This window comes from Paraburkholderia sp. BR10936 (genome assembly GCF_040965735.1).
GTDB classification, from domain to species: Bacteria; Pseudomonadota; Gammaproteobacteria; order Burkholderiales; family Burkholderiaceae; genus Paraburkholderia; species Paraburkholderia nodosa_A.
Map to the genome: position 1 here is coordinate 543203 of NZ_JBFRCM010000003.1, position 19837 is coordinate 563039.

At 64.0% G+C, this 19837-nt stretch carries 21 protein-coding genes and 1 tRNA gene; 7 read left to right on the plus strand and 15 right to left on the minus strand.

From position 1 onward, the window contains the following. Positions 1 to 72: 72 nt before the first annotated feature. Both AB4Y36_RS09030 and maiA read left to right on the plus strand, forming a co-directional pair. Positions 73 to 771 carry a fumarylacetoacetate hydrolase family protein gene (locus tag AB4Y36_RS09030; RefSeq protein WP_342949527.1) on the plus strand — a complete coding sequence of 233 codons (699 nt, stop codon included), beginning with the start codon at positions 73 to 75 and terminating at the stop codon, positions 769 to 771. Positions 772 to 815: 44 nt separating this feature from the next. Beyond that, entirely contained in the window at positions 816 to 1463 is a 648-nt protein-coding gene (maiA, locus tag AB4Y36_RS09035) for a maleylacetoacetate isomerase (protein WP_368618119.1), read from the plus strand. A 97-nt stretch (positions 1464 to 1560) separates the two neighbouring features. Here the strand turns inward: maiA and ftsY are convergent, their stop codons facing one another. Beyond that, a complete protein-coding gene (gene ftsY, locus AB4Y36_RS09040; RefSeq protein ID WP_368682779.1) occupies positions 1561 to 2730 on the minus strand; it encodes a signal recognition particle-docking protein FtsY in 1170 nt (389 codons plus the stop codon). A gap of 283 nt (positions 2731 to 3013) precedes the next feature. On the opposite strand from ftsY, the gene rsmD reads away from it, so the two are divergent. The 3 genes from rsmD to AB4Y36_RS09055 all read left to right on the plus strand — a co-directional run bounded on the left by rsmD (position 3014) and on the right by AB4Y36_RS09055 (position 4608). Continuing rightward, positions 3014 to 3655 carry a 16S rRNA (guanine(966)-N(2))-methyltransferase RsmD gene (gene rsmD, locus AB4Y36_RS09045; RefSeq protein ID WP_069264887.1) on the plus strand — a complete coding sequence of 214 codons (642 nt, stop codon included), beginning with the start codon at positions 3014 to 3016 and terminating at the stop codon, positions 3653 to 3655. Positions 3656 to 3763: 108 nt separating this feature from the next. Further along, positions 3764 to 4267, plus strand: a complete 504-nt coding sequence (gene coaD, locus AB4Y36_RS09050) for a pantetheine-phosphate adenylyltransferase (RefSeq protein ID WP_069264884.1) — start codon at positions 3764 to 3766, stop codon at positions 4265 to 4267. 80 nt (positions 4268 to 4347) lie between these two features. Further along, positions 4348 to 4608 (plus strand): YfhL family 4Fe-4S dicluster ferredoxin, encoded by a 261-nt coding sequence (locus tag AB4Y36_RS09055; RefSeq protein WP_069264882.1) that lies wholly within the window; start codon positions 4348 to 4350, stop codon positions 4606 to 4608. 69 nt (positions 4609 to 4677) lie between these two features. Here AB4Y36_RS09055 and hisC read toward each other — a convergent pair whose 3' ends face one another. From hisC to AB4Y36_RS09095, 8 genes are all read right to left on the minus strand, one after another. Next, the gene (hisC, locus tag AB4Y36_RS09060) at positions 4678 to 5745 is read right to left on the minus strand and encodes a histidinol-phosphate transaminase (RefSeq protein WP_368682780.1); all 1068 of its coding nucleotides are present in this window, start codon (positions 5743 to 5745) and stop codon (positions 4678 to 4680) included. Between the two features lie 15 nt (positions 5746 to 5760). Further along, positions 5761 to 6363 (minus strand): aminoacyl-tRNA hydrolase, encoded by a 603-nt coding sequence (gene pth / locus AB4Y36_RS09065; protein ID WP_342949522.1) that lies wholly within the window; start codon positions 6361 to 6363, stop codon positions 5761 to 5763. 148 nt (positions 6364 to 6511) lie between these two features. Beyond that, positions 6512 to 7120: a 50S ribosomal protein L25/general stress protein Ctc gene (locus tag AB4Y36_RS09070; RefSeq protein ID WP_069264876.1), complete on the minus strand. Its 609-nt coding sequence runs from the start codon at positions 7118 to 7120 to the stop codon at positions 6512 to 6514. 169 nt (positions 7121 to 7289) lie between these two features. Then, entirely contained in the window at positions 7290 to 8246 is a 957-nt protein-coding gene (locus AB4Y36_RS09075; RefSeq protein WP_069265235.1) for a ribose-phosphate pyrophosphokinase, read from the minus strand. Between the two features lie 89 nt (positions 8247 to 8335). Continuing rightward, a tRNA-Gln gene (locus tag AB4Y36_RS09080) sits at positions 8336 to 8412 on the minus strand. A gap of 50 nt (positions 8413 to 8462) precedes the next feature. Then, on the minus strand, positions 8463 to 9365 hold the full coding sequence (ispE, locus tag AB4Y36_RS09085) for a 4-(cytidine 5'-diphospho)-2-C-methyl-D-erythritol kinase (RefSeq protein ID WP_368682781.1): 903 nt from the start codon (positions 9363 to 9365) through the stop codon (positions 8463 to 8465). Positions 9366 to 9445: 80 nt separating this feature from the next. Further along, positions 9446 to 10108 carry a lipoprotein insertase outer membrane protein LolB gene (lolB, locus tag AB4Y36_RS09090; RefSeq protein WP_368618124.1) on the minus strand — a complete coding sequence of 221 codons (663 nt, stop codon included), beginning with the start codon at positions 10106 to 10108 and terminating at the stop codon, positions 9446 to 9448. Continuing rightward, a complete protein-coding gene (locus tag AB4Y36_RS09095) occupies positions 10108 to 11943 on the minus strand; it encodes a tetratricopeptide repeat protein (RefSeq protein ID WP_368605855.1) in 1836 nt (611 codons plus the stop codon). Before AB4Y36_RS09095 ends, lolB begins: the two co-directional genes overlap by 1 nt. Positions 11944 to 12065: 122 nt before the next feature. On the opposite strand from AB4Y36_RS09095, the gene mutM reads away from it, so the two are divergent. Together mutM and mutY are read left to right on the plus strand one after the other, a co-directional pair. Further along, positions 12066 to 12896, plus strand: coding sequence for a bifunctional DNA-formamidopyrimidine glycosylase/DNA-(apurinic or apyrimidinic site) lyase (mutM, locus tag AB4Y36_RS09100; RefSeq protein ID WP_069264868.1), 831 nt, complete (start codon positions 12066 to 12068; stop codon positions 12894 to 12896). A gap of 15 nt (positions 12897 to 12911) precedes the next feature. Beyond that, positions 12912 to 14045 carry an A/G-specific adenine glycosylase gene (mutY, locus tag AB4Y36_RS09105; protein WP_368682782.1) on the plus strand — a complete coding sequence of 378 codons (1134 nt, stop codon included), beginning with the start codon at positions 12912 to 12914 and terminating at the stop codon, positions 14043 to 14045. A gap of 29 nt (positions 14046 to 14074) precedes the next feature. On the opposite strand, the gene AB4Y36_RS09110 is transcribed toward mutY, so the two are convergent. From AB4Y36_RS09110 to AB4Y36_RS09135, 6 genes are all read right to left on the minus strand, one after another. Further along, positions 14075 to 14713 (minus strand): LON peptidase substrate-binding domain-containing protein, encoded by a 639-nt coding sequence (locus AB4Y36_RS09110; protein WP_069264867.1) that lies wholly within the window; start codon positions 14711 to 14713, stop codon positions 14075 to 14077. 42 nt (positions 14714 to 14755) lie between these two features. Continuing rightward, positions 14756 to 15649: an RNase adapter RapZ gene (rapZ, locus tag AB4Y36_RS09115; RefSeq protein ID WP_069264864.1), complete on the minus strand. Its 894-nt coding sequence runs from the start codon at positions 15647 to 15649 to the stop codon at positions 14756 to 14758. 138 nt (positions 15650 to 15787) lie between these two features. Next, positions 15788 to 16756, minus strand: a complete 969-nt coding sequence (gene hprK / locus AB4Y36_RS09120; protein WP_028201859.1) for an HPr(Ser) kinase/phosphatase — start codon at positions 16754 to 16756, stop codon at positions 15788 to 15790. 201 nt (positions 16757 to 16957) lie between these two features. Next, positions 16958 to 17413, minus strand: a complete 456-nt coding sequence (ptsN, locus tag AB4Y36_RS09125) for a PTS IIA-like nitrogen regulatory protein PtsN (RefSeq protein WP_069264863.1) — start codon at positions 17411 to 17413, stop codon at positions 16958 to 16960. Positions 17414 to 17766: 353 nt separating this feature from the next. Beyond that, positions 17767 to 18123 (minus strand): ribosome-associated translation inhibitor RaiA, encoded by a 357-nt coding sequence (raiA, locus tag AB4Y36_RS09130; RefSeq protein ID WP_028201861.1) that lies wholly within the window; start codon positions 18121 to 18123, stop codon positions 17767 to 17769. A 173-nt stretch (positions 18124 to 18296) separates the two neighbouring features. Next, complete coding sequence (locus AB4Y36_RS09135; protein WP_342949517.1) at positions 18297 to 19814, minus strand: RNA polymerase factor sigma-54; 1518 nt, start codon at positions 19812 to 19814, stop codon at positions 18297 to 18299. Positions 19815 to 19837 lie beyond the last annotated feature (23 nt).

Genomic DNA, 19837 nt, shown 5'->3' on the forward strand with positions numbered 1-19837 from the left:
TGACGGCGCAAGCCGCGCGATCGACAGGCACGCGTGCTTCGTGCACGCGCCATCACAAAGACGGAGAACTCCATGACGTACGTATTCGAACCGGCGGCACTCGCCTCGGTGCCGGTGGCAGGCACCGATACGCGTTTCCCGGTGCGGCGCATCTATTGCGTTGGCCGCAACTACGAAGCGCATGCGCGCGAGATGGGCCACGATCCGAACCGTGAACCGCCGTTCTTCTTCTCCAAGCCCGCCGACGCCGTGCTCTACGTTGCACCGGGCTCGACCGCCGAATTTCCGTACCCCGCACAATCGCAGAACGTGCACTTCGAGATGGAACTCGTCGCGGCAATCGGCAAAGGCGGCAAGGACATTCCGGTCGCGAGCGCGCTCGACCACGTGTTTGGCTACGCGCTCGGCCTCGATATGACACGCCGCGACTTGCAGGGCGAGGCGAAGAAGCTCGGGCGTCCGTGGGATACGGCCAAGGGCTTCGACCATTCGGCGCCGATCGGCCCGATCCATCCGGTTTCGAAGATCGGCCAGCTCGAGAAGGGCGAAATCTGGCTCGCAGTCAACGGCGAGGAGAAACAGCGCTCGGATATCTCGCAGATGATCTGGCCGGTTGCCGACACGATCGCGTTCCTTTCGACGCTGTTCGAACTCAAGGCCGGCGACCTGATCTACACGGGCACGCCCGAAGGCGTGGGCGCCGTGGTCAAGGGCGATCTGATGACGGGCGGTGTGGCAGGAATCGGCGAATTCGCCGTGCGGGTCGTCTGAGCGGCGCGCGCCGCAGCACGATTCAAGAGGAGCAAGAGAGGAGCATGAAGCTTTACAGCTATTTCCGCAGTTCGGCATCGTATCGGGTGCGAATTGCGCTGAATCTGAAGAACCTGTCGTACGAGTACGTCCCGGTTCACCTCGTGCGCGACGGCGGCGAGCAGCTCAAGCCCGCCTATCGCCAGGTGAATCCCGATGCGATCGTGCCGTCGTTCGTCGACGACGAAGGGCACACGCTTCAGCAGTCGCTCGCGATCATCGAATATCTGGAAGAGACGCATCCCGAGCCGCCGCTGCTGCCGAGGTCGCCCATCGATCGCGCCCATGTACGCTCGCTCGCGCTGCAGGTGGCGTGCGAGATTCATCCGGTGGACAACCTGCGCGTGCTCAAGTACCTCAAGCACACCGTGGGCGCCGACGACGCGACGAAAGACGCGTGGTACCGCCACTGGATCGAGGCGGGCTTCGCGACGCTCGAACAGCGGCTCGCCAGCGATCCGCGCACCGGCAAGCTCGCTTTCGGCGACACGCCGACCGTCGCCGATCTTTGCATCGTGCCGCAGGTCTACAACGCGAACCGCTTCAAGATCGACACGACGCGTTACCCGACCATTCAGCGCATCAACGACTACGCGCTCACGCTCGACGCGTTCGCGCGCGCCGCGCCGGGCGTGCAGCCGGACACGGAATGAGCGCATGACCGGTTTGCACTGGCCGCGACAATGAAAAAGGGCGTCGTTCGTGAGAACGACGCCCTTCGTACATTCAAAGCCGGGTAATCGCGCGCTATCAGCTGCCAAGCAGCGCGTCGGCGAATTCTTCGGCCACGAACGGCTGCAGATCTTCGACCTTTTCGCCCACGCCGATGAAATACACGGGGATCGGGCGTTGCCGCGCGATTGCGGCGAGGATGCCGCCCTTGGCGGTGCCGTCGAGCTTCGTGACGATGAGGCCGGTGAGGCCGAGCGCGTCGTCGAAGGCCTTGACCTGTGCGAGCGCGTTCTGGCCCGTGTTCGCGTCGATCACGAGCACCACCTCGTGCGGTGCGCCGTCGAACGCCTTGCCGATCACGCGCTTGACTTTCTTCAGCTCGTCCATCAGATGCAATTGCGTGGGCAGGCGGCCAGCGGTGTCGGCCATCACCACGTCGATGCGGCGCGCGCGCGCGGCGCTCACGGCGTCGAAGATCACCGCTGCCGGGTCGCCGCTTTCCTGCTGCACGACCGTCACGTTGTTGCGCTGGCCCCAGATGGCGAGCTGTTCGCGCGCGGCGGCGCGGAACGTGTCGCCGGCGGCGAGCAGCACGCTCTGGTCGAAGCTTTGCAGATGCTTGGCGAGCTTGCCGATGCTGGTGGTCTTGCCGGCGCCGTTCACGCCCGCGATCATCATCACGAGCGGCTGTGCACGGCCGAGCATGAGCGACTTCTCGAGCGGCTTGAGCAGGCCGATGAGCAGTTCGCGCAGGGCGTTCTTCACCTGCTGTGCGTCGGTCAGGCGCTCGGCGCGTACCTTCTGGCGCAGCGTTTCGAGCAGATATTCGGTCGCGTCGACGCCCGCATCCGACATCAGCAGCGCGGTTTCGAGCTCTTCGTAGAGATCGTCGTCGATCTTCGCGTTGACGAAGATGCTCTGGATGTTCGAGCCGGTTTTCGAGAGCCCCGACCTCAGGCGCTTGAGCCACGATTGCCTGGCTTCGGGCTCGAGCGCGGGTGGCGGGACAATCTCGACGGTTTCCGGTTCGTCGTCATTGTCGACGGCTTGCTGCGGCTCGACCGGAGCGGTCACGGCCGGTGGAGCGGAGGGCGCGGGCGACGTTTGGTGCGGCGCGCTGGCGGCCTTATCAACGGCCTCATCAACGGCCTCGTCCGGCGCCTCGAGGGCGGCTTCGTCCTGCGCATTCTCGGCCGGCGCGTTCTCGGCGTCCTTCGAGCCGCGGAATCGTTTGAAGAAACTGAACATGGTCTGGGGTGGGTCAGGCGCGCTGCGGGTCGGACCGAGGGGCGGTCAGCGACGGCATGGAAGAGGTAACGCGCGGAAAACATGGCATTTTATCAGGCGCGTTAGCTTGAGTCGCTGCGGCATCGCGGTGGGAGCGTTGCGGCGCGCACGCGGCACCTGCGCGCCCCTGTGGTAACGTGCGCGCATTGGAGGGCGCGATGCGAAAGCGTCGAACCCCACAGTCGAGTTCCGCCGGCAAGTTGACTGCCAGCGGTCAAATGCACGCAGCGGTACGACCCAACGCATGACCCGTTCCTCACCTTCACGTGGCCAAGGCGGCCGCACCCATCAGCCCGATCCCCGCGCACGTGGCGGCGGCGGTGCGCACACGATCCGCATCATCGGCGGCGACTGGAAGCGCACGCCGCTGCCGGTGCTCGACCTCGACGGTTTGCGTCCGACCCCCGATCGCGTGCGCGAGACGGTCTTCAACTGGCTTGGCCAGCGTCTCGACGGTCTGCGTTGCCTCGACCTTTTCGCGGGCAGCGGCGGCCTCGGCTTCGAGGCGGCCTCGCGGGGCGCCGCGCGCGTCGTGATGGTGGAGCGCAGCGCGCGCGCCGCCGCGCAACTGCGCTCGAACCAGGCGCGGCTTGGCGCGCGCATGATCGAAATCGCAGAAGCCGACGCACTGCGTCTCGCGGCCAATCTCGCGCCAGGCTCGTTCGATGTGGTGTTCCTCGATCCCCCGTTCGGCGACACCGCGCTGCTCGAGCGCTCACTCGAACTGGCTGCGCCGCTCGTCGCCCCGGACGGCTGGCTTTACGTGGAGTCAGGTGAGCGTATCGATCCAGCTGCGCGGCCCGTGCTGGCGGGCTGGAGCGTGGTGCGCGAGGGCCGGGCCGGCGCCGTTCACTATCATTTGCTGCAGCGCGAAAATGAGGAATAATGCGCGTTCGATAAGAAGCGGCGGGCGGCCTGGCCGTCACGCACGCACGTGCGCATGCGTCGCCACGGCACTGCATTGCGCCCCATTTCTGTTGAGAGGAGAAGCCTCATGGTAGTCGCCGTGTACCCCGGTACCTTCGACCCGCTCACGCGCGGCCACGAAGATCTCGTGCGGCGCGCGTCGAGCATTTTCGACACGCTGGTAGTCGGCGTTGCGGACAGCCGCAACAAGAAGCCTTTCTTCTCGCTCGACGAGCGGCTCGAGATTGCCCACGAGGTGCTCGGCCACTATCCGAACGTGCAGGTCATGAGCTTCAAGGGGCTCCTGAAGGACTTCGTGCGCACCAACAACGCACGCGTGATCGTGCGCGGCCTGCGCGCGGTGTCGGACTTCGAGTACGAATTTCAGATGGCGGGCATGAACCGTTACCTGCTGCCCGACGTCGAGACGATGTTCATGACGCCATCGGACCAGTATCAGTTCATTTCGGGCACGATTGTGCGCGAAATCGCCCAGTTGGGCGGCGACGTGAGCAAGTTCGTGTTTCCGTCCGTGGAAAAGCGCTTGCAGGACAAGGTGGCCTCGATGGGCGCCCCGGTTACGAAGGTGTGAACGCCCGGCCAAAGCAGCGTAAACTGTCGGGCTAAGCAACGTGTGAGCCGGCCTTCGCGCCGGCGGGAAGTGAGAACAGCATGGCCCTGATGATTACCGACGAGTGCATCAATTGCGACGTGTGCGAGCCCGAGTGCCCGAACGACGCGATCTCGATGGGCCCGGAAATCTATGTGATCGACCCGAAGAAGTGCACCGAATGTGTCGGCCATTTCGATGAGCCGCAGTGCATCCAGGTGTGCCCGGTGGAGTGCATTCCCAAGAATCCGGAGCATGTCGAGTCGCCCGAGCAGTTGATGCAGAAGTACCACGCGCTGACGGCCGCCAAGAACAACGCCTGAATCGCGTAATTCTGCGGAAAATAAAAAACGCGCCAACTGGCGCGTTTTTTATTTCATCCTGCCGTCTTCTTACGCGACGATGGCCTTCAATACGTCGATGAGCGTGTCGCACTCGAGATCCGTGCCGATCGAGATACGCAGATGCTGGTTCACGCGCGGCGCGTTGAAATGGCGCACGAAGATCTCCTTTTCGCGCAGCTTGGCCGCAATTGCCGCCGCGTCGTGCGCAGGATGCGTCGCGAACACGAAATTTGCCGCCGAAGGTACCACGTCGAAGCCGAGCGCCGTGAGCGCGGCCGTCAGGCGCTCGCGGCTGGCGATCACGCGCGCGCTCGTGGTCTTCAGCCACTCGCCGTCTTCGTAAGCGGCAGTCGCGGCGGCTTGTGCCAGGCGGTCGAGCGGGTACGAGTTGAAGCTGTCCTTTACGCGGTTGAGCGCATCGATGAGATCGGGGTGGCCGAACGCGAAGCCCACGCGCATGCCCGCGAGCGAGCGCGATTTCGAAGTTGTGTGCACGACCAGCAGGTTCGGATAGCGGTCGATCAGCGCAATCGCCGACTCGGCGCCGAAATCCACATACGCTTCGTCGATCACCACCACGGATTCCGTGTTCGCCGCGACAAGCCGCTCGATTTCCGCGAGCGGCAGCGCGTGACCCGTGGGCGCATTCGGATTCGGGAAAATCACGCCGCCATTGGGCTGGCGGTAATCGTCGACGCGAATCGTGAACTGTTCCGTGAGCGGCACGGTGCGGTACTCGACCTCGTAGAGCCGCGCGTAGGTCGGGTAGAAGCTGTAGGTGATGTCGGGAAAGAGGATCGGCTCGTCGTGCTTGAGCAGCGCATGGAAGGCGTGAGCGAGCACCTCGTCCGAGCCGTTGCCGACGAACACCTGCTCCGCGCGGATGCCGTGATGCGCGGCCACGGCGGCGCGCAGACGCTTCGCGACGGGGTCGGGATAGCGGCGCAGCGACTCGCCCGTCTCGCCCAGTTCGTGGCGGATCGCCTCGAGCACACGCGGGGAGGGCGCATACGGATTCTCGTTGGTGTTGAGCTTGACCGGCTTCGCGAGCGCGGGCTGCTCGCCCGGCACGTAGGGCACGAGCCGGTCGACGATGTCACTCCAGTAACGACTCAAGACGCTCTCCTTGTTTCAACCGTTGCGATGCAGCTGCATCACCGCGCGTTCGGCCTCGCCCTTCACGAACGTCGGCATCACGGCGAGCGCGCGTTCGATCGATGCGTCGATGACCTCCTGCTCTTCGCGGCGCGGCGGCTTGAGCACGAAGTTCGCGACATCGGGCTTTGCACCGGCGCGCGCGCCTTCGGGGATCAGGTCGCGCGGATGGCCGATGCCGATGCGCAAACGCCAATACTGCTGCGTCGACAGATGCGCGGATATGTCCTTCAGGCCGTTGTGGCCGCCGCTGCCGCCGCCGAGCTTGAGCTTGACGGCGCCGGGCGGCAGATCGAGCTCGTCGTGCGCGACGAGGATCTCATCGGGCAGGATCTTGAAGAAGGCCGCGAGAGCGACGACCGATTGCCCCGAGCGGTTCATATAGGTCTGCGGTTCGAGCAGATGCACTTCCTCGCCGTAGAGTCGCGCCTTCGCGTAGTGGCCGTGGAAGCGCCGCTCGTCGCGCAGCGTCGTGCCGGCTTCGCGCGCGAGCTGGTCCACGAGCCAGAAGCCCGCGTTGTGGCGCGTCGCCGTGTATTCGGCGCCCGGATTGCCGAGCCCGACGATCAACCTGATCATTGTGGTGTTCCGCTGCGTCAATCGATGAACTGACCCGCAAGTGTACGAAAAAGTGCGAAAAAAAACCCGCCGGGGCGAACCGCGGCGGGTCACGTCGACCGTTTCAGGGAAACGGATCGAGAGGATCGGCTCATTGAGGCCGCTGCGCTTACTCCGCAGCCGGCGCTTCTTCGCCTTCAGCAGCCGCCTGGGCGCCAGCCGGCACGGGTGCCGACACGATGACCGGGTTTTCCACTTCGACGTGCTGAACCAGCGTCACGCCTGCGGGCAGGGTGATGTCCTTGGCATGCAGCGATTGACCGGCTTCGATCTTGGCGAGGTCGACTTCGAGGAATTCCGGCAGTTGGCCCGGCAGGCACTGGATTTCGATTTCAGCCAGAACGTGCGAGATGATCGCGCCACCCGTCTTCACAGCCGGGTTGGTTTCCTGGTTCATGAAGTGCAGGGGCACCTTCGTGTGGATCTTCTTGCTCGGATCCACGCGCTGGAAGTCCACGTGCAGCACGAGCTGACGGAACGGGTGGTATTGCACGTCGCGCAGCAGCACTTGCTGCGACTTGCCGGCCACTTCGAGGTCGAGGATCGACGAGTGGAAGGCTTCCTTCTTGAGGGCGTGCCACAGCGCGTTGTGATCGATTTCGATCAGTTGCGGCTCGGCGCCGACACCGTAAACGATGCCAGGGGTCTTGCCAGCAATGCGCAGGCGGCGGCTCGCACCCGTACCTTGCAGGTTACGCTCGAAAGCGATGACTTTCATTTGATTCTCCATTGCACTGCCCGCGACCAGGCAGTAAAACGGGGCCTTTTCAGCAGAATGCCTGCCTTCCGGCCCCCAGCGATGCAGCGCGAACCATCGTCCGTTCGCGCCGATTACGTGCAAAAGCGCGGCGTCCTTGCGAACACCGCGCCTTGCGCGTCAATTCTTTTTAGCTTTCCGCGAACAGCGACATCACCGAGTCGCCGCGACGGATACGCGAGAACGTTTCGGCGAGAAGTCCTGCGCTCGTGAGCGAGCGGATCTTCGCGCACGAACGCGCTTCGGCGCCCAGCGGAATCGTGTCGGTCACGACGAGTTCGTCCAGAGCCGAAGCGGCGATGCGCTCGCCTGCGCCACCCGAGAGAACCGGGTGCGTGGCGTAAGCGAACACCTTCTTCGCGCCGCGTTCCTTCAGCACTTGCGCTGCCTTGCAGAGCGTGCCGGCGGTGTCGACCATGTCGTCCATGATCACGCAGGTGCGGCCTTCGACTTCACCGATGATGTTCATCACTTCGGCGACGTTCGCCTTCGGACGACGCTTGTCGATGATGGCGAGATCGCAATTCAGTTGCTTGGCGAGCGCACGGGCACGCACCACGCCGCCGACGTCCGGCGAAACGACCAGCAGGTTCTCGTGATTCTGCTTGCGCAGATCGCCGAGCAACACGGGCGTCGCGTAGATGTTGTCGACGGGAATATCGAAGAAGCCCTGAATCTGGTCAGCGTGCAGATCCATCGTGATGATCCGCTCGACGCCGGCGATTTCCAGCATGTTCGCCACGACCTTCGCCGAGATGGCGACGCGCGCCGAACGGGGGCGGCGGTCTTGACGGGCATAGCCGAAGTAGGGAATAGCTGCGGTGATCCGGCCTGCGGATGCGCGCTTGAGCGCATCGACCATGATCATCAGTTCCATCAGGTTGTCGTTGGTCGGCGCGCAAGTCGACTGAAGGACGAAGACGTCCTTGCCGCGCACGTTTTCCTGGATTTCGACCTGGATTTCACCGTCGGAAAATCGGCTAACCATAGCCTTACCGAGGGGAATACCGAGGATCTTGACGACTTCCTGGGCAAGCGCGGGATTTGCGTTGCCAGTAAAAACCATCAGGCCGTCATGGCTGCTCATCATGCACCTGCTGCGGACTTTGGGGGGCGAGAGGAACTACTTGGGCGAACTGCTCCGGGTAACCCACAGAGCGAACTGCCTGGAATTTTTGGCAGGGGAGGAAGGACTCGAACCCTCGCATGCCGGAATCAAAATCCGGTGCCTTAACCAACTTGGCGACTCCCCTACACTCAACTTTGAGCCTGACTGACCGGTAGGACGATCAACCATGCAAAACTATGCCGCGAAAGCGAAGAGTGGATGCTTGTTCAGACTCGAGGCTACCGCGCTTCGCCAGTCCGGTTGTTCCGAAAGCAGTCTGGCCTGTGCCGATTCTGCTTCGGACCGACTGGCGAATGCTGCAAAAACGCTGGCACCCGATCCGGTCATCCGCGCTGGCGCGATGCTGTTCGAGACACTCTCAAACCATCGAAGCACCTGCGCTACTTCCGCGTATTTTCCTGCGACAACCGCTTGCATATCGTTATGACCGAAGCTGTCTGGCCATCCGTTCTGCGTTGCTTGCTGTGCAAGAAAGACTGCAATTGTGCAGGTCTTTGTGTCCCTTGTCAACGATTTTTCTGAAAAAATCTCGGCAGTAGGAACATGAACCCGCGGCGTCACGACCAAAAAATGACGCGGGGGCAATTGTACAGCCTCGAGGGCTTCGCCAACACCCTCCGCGAACGCATTTTTCCCGAACACGAAGAAGGGCACGTCCGCGCCCAGTTCGAGTGCGAGCGCCTGCAATTGCTCGCGTTGCAGGTTGAGCTTCCAGAGGCGGTTGAGCGCGAGCAGCGTCGTGGCCGCGTCGGAGCTGCCGCCGCCGAGACCCGCGCCCATCGGCAGACGCTTTTCGATATCGATCTCGACACCCTCGCTCGTGCCCGTGTGTTCCTTGAGCAGCGTCGCGGCGCGCACGGTGAGGTCGTGCTCGGCAGGTACGCCTTCCACTTCCACGGTGCGCGTGATGCGGCCGTCGTGGCGGCGCGTGAAATGCAGCGTGTCGCCCCAGTCGAGCAACTGGAACACGGTCTGCAGATCGTGATAGCCATTGGGGCGCCGGCCCGTGATGTGCAGGAAGAGATTGAGTTTCGCGGGCGCTAGGCAGTCGCGCAGCGAGTCCTGGGTTTCGATCATGATGCTCTTGGGATGATGCCTGGATTCTGGCCGGCGCGTGCCGGCCAGATATTGCTGATGAGAGACCGCAACCGGCCCGCTTACTGGTCGAGCACGAGCTTGATCTGGAGCGGCGGTGCTTCGCGCGTGAGATTGACGCGTTTCACGCCATTGGCCGGCGCGTCGGCATAGGCGACATAATCGATGGTCCAGCCGTCCTGCTCGATCTGCGAAAGCCGCTGCGGATTCTGCGAGTCGGGCGTAGTGCGCGCATGCGAGGTGGGCGCGACCGAAGGCTGCAGCCAGTAGCGCAGCCCTTCCACGGGCAGGGCAAAGCCGAGCGCCTGCTGCATGAGCGTGCTCACGTTGTCGGCCGTGAGCGGCTGGCGGTTGGGCAGTTCCAGCGTGGCTTGCGACGGCGCGGAAGTGACGAGCGCGAGTGTCTGGCCGAGCGGATTGAGCAGTTGCAGCGTCACCGTCGAATCGGTCTCGTGCCAGTCGAAGTTGCCGTACGCGTTGCGCTGCTGGCCGTTCTGATCGACATATTGAACGGCGAAGCGGCCATGATAGGCGCGGTTCGTCTGCGTACTGAGCGAGGTCGTGGCGTTCGAGGTGGAAGGTTGGCGCGGCGGCTGCTGCGTCGCGCAACCCGTCAGCGCGAGGAGCGCGGCCGCCGCTGCGCCGAGCGACGCGCGCCGTACGAAACTGGCTGCGCGCGCAACGGTGAGGGCCTTGGGGGAAATCGAAGTGAAAAAATCTGCCATCAGAGATCGTTGACCTGGAAGCGTTTGAGCGTCTTCAGGAGCGTGTCGTTGTCGGGTTCGAGCTTGCGGGCCTCGCGCCACGCGGCGCGTGCGCCGTCCTGGTCGCCGTTTTTCCAGAGCACTTCACCGAGGTGCGCGCCTATTTCCGCGTTCGGCTGGAGGCTGTAGGCCTTGCGCAAGAGCTTGATCGCGTCGGCATTGTCACCCAGGCGGTATTTGACCCAGCCCACACTGTCCATGATGAACGCGTCGTCCGGTGCGAGCGACGAGGCTTTTTCCACCAGTTTGTCGGCTTCCTGCAGGCGCTGATTGCGGTCCGCAAGCGAGTAACCGAGCGCGTTGTAGGCCTGCGGATTGTCGGGCTGCGTCTTGATCAGCTTGCGCAGCTGCGCTTCCATGACGTCGTAGTGGCCGGTTTTTTCCGCAGCCATCGCGTAGTCATAGGTGAGGTCCGGGTCGTCCGGGAAGTCGGCGGTCGCCTTAGCGAGCCGTGCTTCGGCTTCCGGGTAGCGCTTCGCGTCGAACAGGATCGCGGCGTCGGTGCGCGCGATCAGCGCCTGGTCGCGCGGATCGTCGGCCTGAATGCTCGCGAGCTGACGGCGCGCGTCGTCGGTCTTGCCTTCCTTGTCCAGGATCTGTGCGCGCGTGATCTGGGCCGGCACATATTGCTGGCTGTTGGGCTGGATCTTGTCGAGCCACTTCTGTGCGCCGGCGTCGTCCTTCTGCTCGACCGACAGTTGCGCGAGGTAAATATAGGCCTGACCTGGGTCGGCGGCCGGATTCTTCTCGGCAACCTGCGCGTATTGCGTCAGATACTTCTGCGCGGCGTCGAACTTCTTCTGCTGAACGCTGATGAGCGCGAGCGCCATGAGCGGCATCAGGTCGGTCGCGTTGTCCTTGTGCAGAATCTCGAACTGCTTCTGCGCGTCGTCGAGGCGGTCGGCAGCGAGATAGGTCTGCGCGAGTGCGAGACGCCCTTCACGCGACTTCGGGTTCTGCTGGACGTATTTTTCGATCGACGCAATGCCTTCGGCGCGCTCCTCCGGCCCCATCTGCGCGAGCATCAGCGCGGCGGGAAGGTAGTCGGGCTTGAGCGCGAGCGCCTGCTCGAACGACTTGCGTGCGCCGGGTGCGTCGTCGGCGAGCAGTTGCTGGCGGCCGATCGCGAGCTGCGCCTCGGGACGGTTCATGTCGTCCTTGAGCAGCGTTTTGAGCACATTCAGGCCGCCCACGCGATTGGGACCGCGCGAAAGCAGAAGCTGCAGTGAGAGGATCGCCTGGCCACGGCTGTCGGCCGGTACCTTCGCGAGTTCGCGCGCAAGCAGCGGCTGGGCGTCGTCGGGCCTGCCCGCGAGCACGAGGAGTGACGCGTCGAGCTGCGCCGCGCGCTCGGAATCGGGCGCGTACTGCTGCCAGAGCTGCACCGCATTCAGGGCGTCGGACGGGCTTTGCGCCGAGAGCGCGATTTCCGTCGCGCGCTGCGCCATGCGCGGGTCGTGCGTGTCGCGCGCGAGCGCGAGATACGTTTGAAAGGCGGGGGCAGGCTGGTCGCGCTGCAGCGCGATTTCCGCGGCGAGCACCTGGAAGACGATCTGGCTCGACAGCGGAACGGCCGGCAGATCCTTCTTCTCGTCGGGCGAGGGGGGACCGAAAGCGTCCGGCATGGTGACGGAAGTGTCGTCCGTGTCAGGGGACGGATCCTGCGCATATGCGCTCGACGTGGTCAACGCCCAGGCGGCGAGAACTGCGGCGCCAACGAGGCGACGCGCGAAGGCGGCAGGGGCGCGGGGCGTCGCGGGACGCTTCGCGAACAGCTTAACGAAAGACAGTTCCATGGAATTCCGTCGAATGTTTCGGTCGATTGTAACGCGCTGGCTACAATACGCGCACAACGCGCACACACGTTTACGCAAGTTGCAGACCAACCCGGACCAGCATCCGAATCAGGCCGCGAGATATGCCAGAGTTGCCAGAAGTTGAGGTTACCCGAAGGGGGATCGAACCGTGGGTCGCGGGCCGCCGCGTCGAGCGCGTGGAGGTGCGCAACCCCGCATTGCGCTGGCCCGTGCCGGCTACGCTCGCCCGTACGCTGCGCGGCCGCACGATACGTTCGGTTGGGCGGCGCGGCAAGTATTTGCTGTTCGAGGTCGACGAAGGCTGGTTCATCGTGCATCTCGGCATGACCGGCACGCTGCGCGTGCTGCGCAATCTGCCGAAGCCGCCGGCCGCGGAGAAGCACGATCACGTCGACTGGTTCTTCGACGACTTCACGCTGCGCTTTCGCGACCCGCGCCGGTTCGGCGCCGTGCTCTGGCACCCGCGCGAGGCTGGCGACGTGCTCGGCCATCCGCTGCTGGCGGCGCTCGGCATCGAGCCGTTCACACCGGCCTTCGACGGCGCACTGCTCTTTCGCGAGACCCGCGGCCGCAAGGTCGCCGTCAAGCAGGCTCTCCTCGCGGGCGATATCGTGGTGGGCGTTGGCAATATCTACGCATCGGAAAGTCTGTTCCGCGCCGGTATCCGGCCGACGACCCCCGCGGGCCGCGTTTCGCTTGCGCGCTACGAACTCCTCGCGGATGCCGTGCGCGCCGTGCTCGCCTCGGCCATCGAGAAGGGCGGCAGCACGCTGCGCGACTTCGTCGGCAGCAACGGCGAAAGCGGCTATTTTCAGCTCGAATACTTCGTTTATGACCGTGCGGGCCAACCCTGCCGCGTGTGCGGCACGCCGATCAAGCAGATCGTGCAGGGCCAGCGTTCCACTTATTTCTGTCCGCGCTGCCAGCGCTGAGCGCCAGGCATTTCCATGTACCGAACTTCTTCCACTTCCGTGCCGCTACCGGCTGGCGCGTATCCCGCTGAGCTGCTTACCGGTTTCGCGCCGCGCCTGATCGCCTGGCAGCGCGAGCATGGCCGTCACGACCTGCCGTGGCAGAACACGCGCGACCCGTACCGCATCTGGCTCTCGGAAATCATGCTGCAGCAGACTCAGGTCTCGACCGTGATTCCGTACTACGCGCGTTTTCTCGAGCGCTTTCCCACGGTCGAAGCGCTCGCTGCCGCGTCCGACGACGACGTGATGGCGCTCTGGGCCGGCCTCGGCTATTACTCGCGCGCGCGCAATCTGCACCGCTGCGCGCAGGTCGTGGCCGATACCCACGGTGGCAAGTTTCCGCTGACGGTCGAGGCGCTCGCGGAGTTGCCCGGCATCGGCCGTTCGACGGCGGCGGCGATCGCGTCGTTCGCGTTCGGCGCGCGCGAAACGATCCTGGACGGCAACGTGAAGCGCGTGCTCGCGCGCGTGTTCGGCGTGGAAGGCTTTCCTGGTGAAAAGCGCGTGGAGAACGCGATGTGGACGCTCGCCGAAACGCTCGTGCCGGGTCCCGAAGCGAGCGACGCCGACGTGAGCGCGTACACGCAAGGCTTGATGGATCTTGGCGCGACGCTGTGCGGGCGGGGCAAGCCCGACTGCGCGCGCTGCCCGTTCGCGCAGGACTGCGTGGCGAACACGACGGGACGTCAACGCGAACTACCCGCCGCGCGCCCGAAGAAGGCCGTGCCCACGCGGCGCACGTGGATGCTCGTGCTGCTCGACGGCGATGCGGTGATGCTGGAGAAGCGCCCGCCATCGGGTATCTGGGGTGGGTTGTGGAGCTTGCCCGAAGCCGCGGACGAACCCGCGCTCGCCGAGCGCGCGCGAGACTTCGGAGTGACGCCGGAGCGCGCGGCGTCGAGTTCGGCGCTCATGCCGCTCACGCATACGTTCACGCACTTCAAGCTCGACATCGAGCCGCGCGTGATCGAACTCAAGCGCAATGCCGCGCCGCTCGAAGCCAATGATGGACAGAGCGCATGGGTGTCGCTAGGCAACATCGACGCGTATGGCGTGCCCGCGCCGGTGCGCAAACTGCTCGATGGTTTGCGTGGACCGCTGATCTGAGTCAGCGAGCAAGCGGCATCAACGCTGCATCAAAGCAGCTGATGCTGCTGCATGTAGTGATGCACGATTTCGATACGCGCGCCGGCGTCGTTCAACTCCATGAGCTTCTGACGCGCGCGCAGCGCGATCGGCAGCACCTCGGCCAGACGGTTCGATACCCACGAGGGATCGTCGAAGCGGAACGGCTCCGCAAACGGCAGGCTCGCGGAATCGCGCTCGCGGATCGTCGCGATGATGCGCTCGAGCACTTCCGCACACGCGCCGAATTGCGCGAGCTGTTTGCCGCCTTCCAGTGGAATATCTTCGGGGATCAACTCGGCCGTGCCCACGAGCAGGCCGTCGGCTTCCACGCGATGCGAGAGCAGATGAAAGCGTTGCGTGCCGTGAGCCTGGATATGCAGCATGCCGACGGTCTCGACATCGCATTGCTCGATGAGCGCGAGGCATCCCACGGATTCGGGCACGGCAGTCGTCTCGTCGGGCTGCGCGACTTCCGCGCCACTTTTGAGCAGGCACACGCCGAACGGCGTGTGCTCGCGCAGGCACTCGCTCGCCATGTCCAGGTATCGCGCTTCGAAGATCTTGAGCGGCAGCAGGCCGCCGGGGAACAGCACCGTATGCAGCGGGAACAACGGCAAACGGCCAAGCACGGCAGGAGACGAGGACATGGCGCAACGCTTTCGGTTAAGGGCCGCGCGATGCGCAGCCGGTTAGGCGATCAGCCGTGACGACTCTCCGACATCGAGAGGCGCGTCGCGGTGACGCACGATAACGTTCGACTCGCCGGCAAAGCGCGTGGCGAGCGTCTGGGCGATGTACACCGATCGATGTTGTCCGCCCGTGCAGCCGATCGCAACGGTGAGATAGCTGCGGTTGTCGGCGCGAAAATGTGGCAGCCACTTCGCGACGAACGCATAGACATCGTCGATCATTTCGTGGACGGCCGGCTGCGCATTGAGAAAGTCGATCACGGGCTGATCGAGCCCGGTGAGCGGCCGCAGGCGGGCGTCGTAATGCGGGTTCGGCAGCGTGCGCACGTCGAACACGAGGTCGGCGTCGAGCGGTACGCCGCGCTTGAAGCCGAACGATTCGAACGTGAGCATGAGCGAGCCGCGCTCGCCGCCGACGAACACCTTCACCCACTGGCGCAGTGCGTTGGAACTCAGGTTGCTCGTGTCGACCTGATGGCCGAACTCGGCGAGGTTCGAAACGAGTTCACGCTCGTGCTCGATCGCTTCTTCGAGTGACTTGAGCATGCCCACGTTGGCGTCGTGCGCGGCGGAGCCCGAAAGCGGATGGCGGCGGCGCGTTTCCGAGAAGCGCTGGATGAGCGACTGCGTGCTCGCGTTGAGGAAGAGCACGCGCACATCGTGGCGAAGCGCCAGGTCGCGGATCATCTCCGGCATGTCGTCGAACGACGAACTCGAGCGCGCATCGATAGCGACGGCGAGGCGTTCGTAGCCGTCGTCGCTGAGATATTGGGCGAGTTGCGGTAGAAAGCGCGGCGGCAGATTGTCGACGCAATAATAGCCGACGTCTTCGAGCGCATTGAGCGCCACTGACTTGCCGGAACCCGAAATGCCGGTGATCAGGATGATACGCATGGGAGAGTCGATGAACCCGATTGGGTCATCATAGCATCCGATCCGCGCGCCTGTATTGGCTCTCCGGGCCGCAGGCGCTCGTTTCGAGGGCGCGCACGGCGTACATTGCGCGCCTCGCCGGCCTCACCGCTTCGGGCGTCAGATCAGCTTGCCGGGAAACTGGCTGTCGGGGTCCTGCATGGCGAGACGCTGGCGGTCCATGAAGTCGCGCAGGGTGTCGATACCGCGCAATTGCAGGATCGTGTTGCGCACGGCGGCCTCGACCAGCACGGCGAGGTTGCGGCCCGCGGCCACCTGGATCGTGACCTTGCTGATGGGCAGGCCGAGCACGTCGACGGTCTGGCTCTCCAGCGGCAGACGCTGGAACTCGCCGTCCGGGCGGCGCACGAGTTGCACGATGAGCTTGAGCTTCATCTTCCGGCGCACGGCCGTTTCACCGAAGATCGTCTTGATGTCGAGCAGGCCGAGGCCGCGCACTTCGAGCAGGTTCTGCAACAGCGGCGGGCAGCGCCCCTCGACGAAATCGGGGCCGAGGCGCACGAAGTCCACGGCGTCGTCGGCTACGAGGCCATGGCCGCGGCTGATCAGCTCCAGACCCAGCTCGCTCTTGCCGAGACCCGAGTCGCCCGTGAGCAGCACGCCCATGCCGAGAATGTCGAGAAATACGCCGTGCAGCGTCGCGCGCGGCGCGAGAATGCGCGACATGTAGAGGCGCAGGCTGTCGATGACGGTGGCCGCCGACATCGGCGTGGTGAAGAGTGGCGTGGAAGAACGCGTGCAACGCAGCACCAGTTCGGGCGGCGCGGTCATGCCGTCGGCGACCACGAGAAACGGCGGTTCGAGCGCGATCAGCTCGGCCATGTGGCGCGAGCGGTCTTCGTCGGTCTGGCGCTGGTAGTAGTGAATTTCGGCGTCGCCGAGCACCTGGATGCGGTTCGGGTGGATCAGGTTCAGGTGACCGACGAGGTCGGCGCTCGCCGTGGCCGTGGCCACCGTTTCGGTCGAAAAGCCGCGTTCCCAGCCTTCGTGCCCCGTCAGCCAGCTGAGTTTCAGCGTGGTGGCGTTGTCGTCGAAGATGCTTTGGGCGTTGATGCTGGAAGTGTCCATGAGTCGGTGACTCCGCGAGATGACTCGCTTAACGGCTGACTGAATTGCTGGCTAAATAATCCGCGCGACCTGGCCTGGGTGCGCTACCTGGGTGGTTCACGGCTGCCGGCGCCTTACGCTTCACCCCTGCAACGAGCGTCGAGCGCGCGCTGTTCGGCCGCGCGTACCGCGACCGCGCCTCGCAAGACGCCGCACATTACATCAAGGTTGCCACTGGGTGAGCAGGCGATGCAACGTTTCGCGGTCTTCTTCCGTATGGAGCCGCTCACGCGTTTCGCGATCCGACAGTAGTTGTGCGATCTCGGACAGGATTTCAAGGTGCTGCTGCGTGGCCTGTTCGGGCACGAGCAGGAAGATCAAAAGCGACACGGGCAGGCCGTCTGGCGCTTCGAAGGCGATCGGCTCGGCGAGGCGCACGAAGGCGGCCTGCGGCTGCTTCAGGCCCTTGATGCGGCCGTGCGGGATCGCGACGCCTTCGCCGAGGCCCGTGGAGCCGAGACGCTCGCGTGCGAAAAGATTGTCGGTAACCGTGCTGCGGGCGATGCCGTTCTGGTTTTCGAAGATCAGGCCAGCCTGCTCGAAGACGCGTTTCTTGCTGGTGACGGACAGGCCGACGACGACGTTCTCGATGGGAAGTATTTTGGCTAAACGATTCATGTTGGCAGGCGAAAACGTGGCCTGAATGCTCCACACCCCGACAGCTGACCGCTTTGGCGGAAGCTTTGGATCTGGCGACGAAGCCCGGTGCCGGGACCGTGGGGACCTGTTGGCGCGTTAGACCCCGTAATACGACTGGACCATTATAGAACAAGCGTCCACGCCGATGGTGCGATGCGCCACGCATGAGCGCAACCCTCGTTGCCCGGTTGCACCCGGCGGTAAAACCCTGCATTGCGCGTACTCACGAAAAAGCCGCCCGGTTTGGGCGGCTTCGCTTCGGGGGGCGGAGGATGAACTATCAACTCCAGCCCCGGTTCATGGCGTGAATCGCCACACAGGACACTGTGGGATCACTGCGGCGGGATTTCGATGATGGGCGCAGGCTGGTGCTTGATCGCCTCATGTTGATGTCCCTGCACGCGGTCCTTGTGACGTACGACCTGGCGGTCCAGCTTGTCGACCACGAGATCGATGGCGGCGTACATGTCGCCGTTCGCGCTTTCCACAAATATGTCCTTGCCTTTCAGATGAAGGTTCACTTCGACCTTCTGTCTCTTATCCTTTTCCTTATGGTTGTCGACCGAGAGGACCACATTGCCATCGATTACCTGATCGAAATGTCTTAGCACCCTGTCCAGTTTGGTGATCACGTATTCTCGCAACGCTGGCGTTACTTCGAGATGGTGTCCACTGATCTTCAGATTCATAGTGCTTCTCCAGGCTGATGGCCGCGTGACGCGTGAAGTGCGGCAATGCCGGTCGACTGTCTGCCAGAACGCGGCTCCCCGAAAGGCCTGCGACGGCGGGCGAACTCGGCCGGCCATGTCCGCCAACGGGCGTAGCGGCCGGAAAACGCCTGCTCCGAAAAAGCCGGAACAGGCTAAAGAGACTTGCGCAGATTGACGGCTGGAATCTTCAGCGCCTCGCGATACTTCGCAACGGTGCGTCGCGCGACCACGAAGCCCTGTTCTGCCAGCAGTTCGGCTATGCGGCTGTCTGAAAGAGGAGATTTGGTGTTCTCGGCTCCTATGAGTTGCTTGATGAGGGCGCGGATGGCGGTGGACGATGCAGCGCCTCCGGTGTCCGTCGATACATGCGATCCGAAGAAGTACTTAAATTCAAGTGTCCCGAATGGAGTCAGCATGTATTTACCGGTTGTCACACGCGAGACAGTTGATTCGTGTAGGCCCAGCGTATCAGCAATCTCCCTCAAAACCAAGGGGCGCATGGCGATTTCGCCGTGCACGAAAAAGTTCTTCTGACGCTCGACGATAGCCTGCGCGACACGCAGGATCGTCTCGAAGCGCTGCTGGATATTCTTGATGAGCCAGCGCGCTTCCTGCAGCTGCTGGCGCAGCGAACCGCTAGCCGGATCGCCACGGTTGTTGCGCAGGATATTCGCGTACAGGTGGTTGATGCGCAGCTTCGGCACCACCTCGGGGTTGAGTTCCGCATGCCAGTTCTGGCCGGTCCTCTTCACGATGATGTCGGGCACCACGTAATCGGCTTCAGCCTTGCCATACGACGAACCCGGGAACGGTTCGAGCGAACGGATCAGCGCATGCGCGTCACGCAGCTCGTCGTCGCCCGTCTTCAGTTGCTTGCGCAACCGCGTGAAGTCGCGCGCGGCGAGCAGTTCGAGATAGTTCGACACGATTTCGAGCGCGAGCGTGCGCGTGGGCGACGAAGTGACGCGCAACAACTGCAGCTTGAGGCACTCGGAGGCCGAGCGCGCGCCCACGCCCGCGGGGTCGAAGCTATGCAGCAGCGCTAGCGCCGCATTGAATTCGTCGGCGTCGACTTCGAATTCTTCGGGAATGTCGGCAAGAATTTCCTCGCAGGTCGCGCTGAGGTAGCCGTCTTCGTCGAGCGATTCGATGAGAAACGTGATGAGCGCGCGGTCGCGCTGGCTCGCGTTCGTTTCGCGCAACTGCGCCATGAGATGGTCGCGCAGCGTGGTGGTCGATTCGTGGATCTGCAGCGGCGGCAGGTCGTCGTCGTCGGAGGCGTTGCCCGAGCGGCCGTAATCGTCCAGGTTCCACTGGCTCGCGTCGCCGTTCGCGTCGCCGCCAAGGCCGTCGTATTCGTCCACGCCTCGCGGCTCGCTCTCGCTGTTTTCGCCGCTGCCGTTGGACGTCGAGGTGGAACTGTTCGCGCCCTGCATCGGCTCGGCGCCGGAGGGCGCGGGCGGCTGCGCGATGACCGAGCCGTCCGCGGCCACGCGCAGCGGGCTCGCGATCCAGTCGTCCTCGTTCTCGAGCAGCGGGTTCTGCGAGATCGCCGTCGCGACCTCCTGCTGCAGTTCGAGCGTCGACAGCTGCAGCAGCCGGATGGACTGTTGCAGTTGTGGCGTGAGCGCAAGATGCTGCGAGAGGCGGAGTTGGAGGCTGGCTTTCATGGCGGTGTGCGAACCATTGTAAA

Excerpts from the sequence above, each read along its gene's own strand:
- AB4Y36_RS09030 (WP_342949527.1), top strand. The coding sequence starts at position 73 with ATGACGTACGTATTCGAACCGGCGGCACTCGCCTCGGTGCCGGTGGCA.
- maiA (WP_368618119.1), top strand. The coding sequence starts at position 816 with ATGAAGCTTTACAGCTATTTCCGCAGTTCGGCATCGTATCGGGTGCGA.
- ftsY (WP_368682779.1), bottom strand. The coding sequence starts at position 2,730 with ATGTTCAGTTTCTTCAAACGATTCCGCGGCTCGAAGGACGCCGAGAAC.
- rsmD (WP_069264887.1), top strand. The coding sequence starts at position 3,014 with ATGACCCGTTCCTCACCTTCACGTGGCCAAGGCGGCCGCACCCATCAG.
- coaD (WP_069264884.1), top strand. The coding sequence starts at position 3,764 with ATGGTAGTCGCCGTGTACCCCGGTACCTTCGACCCGCTCACGCGCGGC.
- AB4Y36_RS09055 (WP_069264882.1), top strand. The coding sequence starts at position 4,348 with ATGGCCCTGATGATTACCGACGAGTGCATCAATTGCGACGTGTGCGAG.
- pth (WP_342949522.1), bottom strand. The coding sequence starts at position 6,363 with ATGATCAGGTTGATCGTCGGGCTCGGCAATCCGGGCGCCGAATACACG.
- AB4Y36_RS09070 (WP_069264876.1), bottom strand. The coding sequence starts at position 7,120 with ATGAAAGTCATCGCTTTCGAGCGTAACCTGCAAGGTACGGGTGCGAGC.
- AB4Y36_RS09075 (WP_069265235.1), bottom strand. The coding sequence starts at position 8,246 with ATGAGCAGCCATGACGGCCTGATGGTTTTTACTGGCAACGCAAATCCC.
- ispE (WP_368682781.1), bottom strand. The coding sequence starts at position 9,365 with ATGATCGAAACCCAGGACTCGCTGCGCGACTGCCTAGCGCCCGCGAAA.
- lolB (WP_368618124.1), bottom strand. The coding sequence starts at position 10,108 with ATGGCAGATTTTTTCACTTCGATTTCCCCCAAGGCCCTCACCGTTGCG.
- AB4Y36_RS09095 (WP_368605855.1), bottom strand. The coding sequence starts at position 11,943 with ATGGAACTGTCTTTCGTTAAGCTGTTCGCGAAGCGTCCCGCGACGCCC.
- mutM (WP_069264868.1), top strand. The coding sequence starts at position 12,066 with ATGCCAGAGTTGCCAGAAGTTGAGGTTACCCGAAGGGGGATCGAACCG.
- mutY (WP_368682782.1), top strand. The coding sequence starts at position 12,912 with ATGTACCGAACTTCTTCCACTTCCGTGCCGCTACCGGCTGGCGCGTAT.
- AB4Y36_RS09110 (WP_069264867.1), bottom strand. The coding sequence starts at position 14,713 with ATGTCCTCGTCTCCTGCCGTGCTTGGCCGTTTGCCGTTGTTCCCGCTG.
- rapZ (WP_069264864.1), bottom strand. The coding sequence starts at position 15,649 with ATGCGTATCATCCTGATCACCGGCATTTCGGGTTCCGGCAAGTCAGTG.
- hprK (WP_028201859.1), bottom strand. The coding sequence starts at position 16,756 with ATGGACACTTCCAGCATCAACGCCCAAAGCATCTTCGACGACAACGCC.
- ptsN (WP_069264863.1), bottom strand. The coding sequence starts at position 17,413 with ATGAATCGTTTAGCCAAAATACTTCCCATCGAGAACGTCGTCGTCGGC.
- raiA (WP_028201861.1), bottom strand. The coding sequence starts at position 18,123 with ATGAATCTGAAGATCAGTGGACACCATCTCGAAGTAACGCCAGCGTTG.
- AB4Y36_RS09135 (WP_342949517.1), bottom strand. The coding sequence starts at position 19,814 with ATGAAAGCCAGCCTCCAACTCCGCCTCTCGCAGCATCTTGCGCTCACG.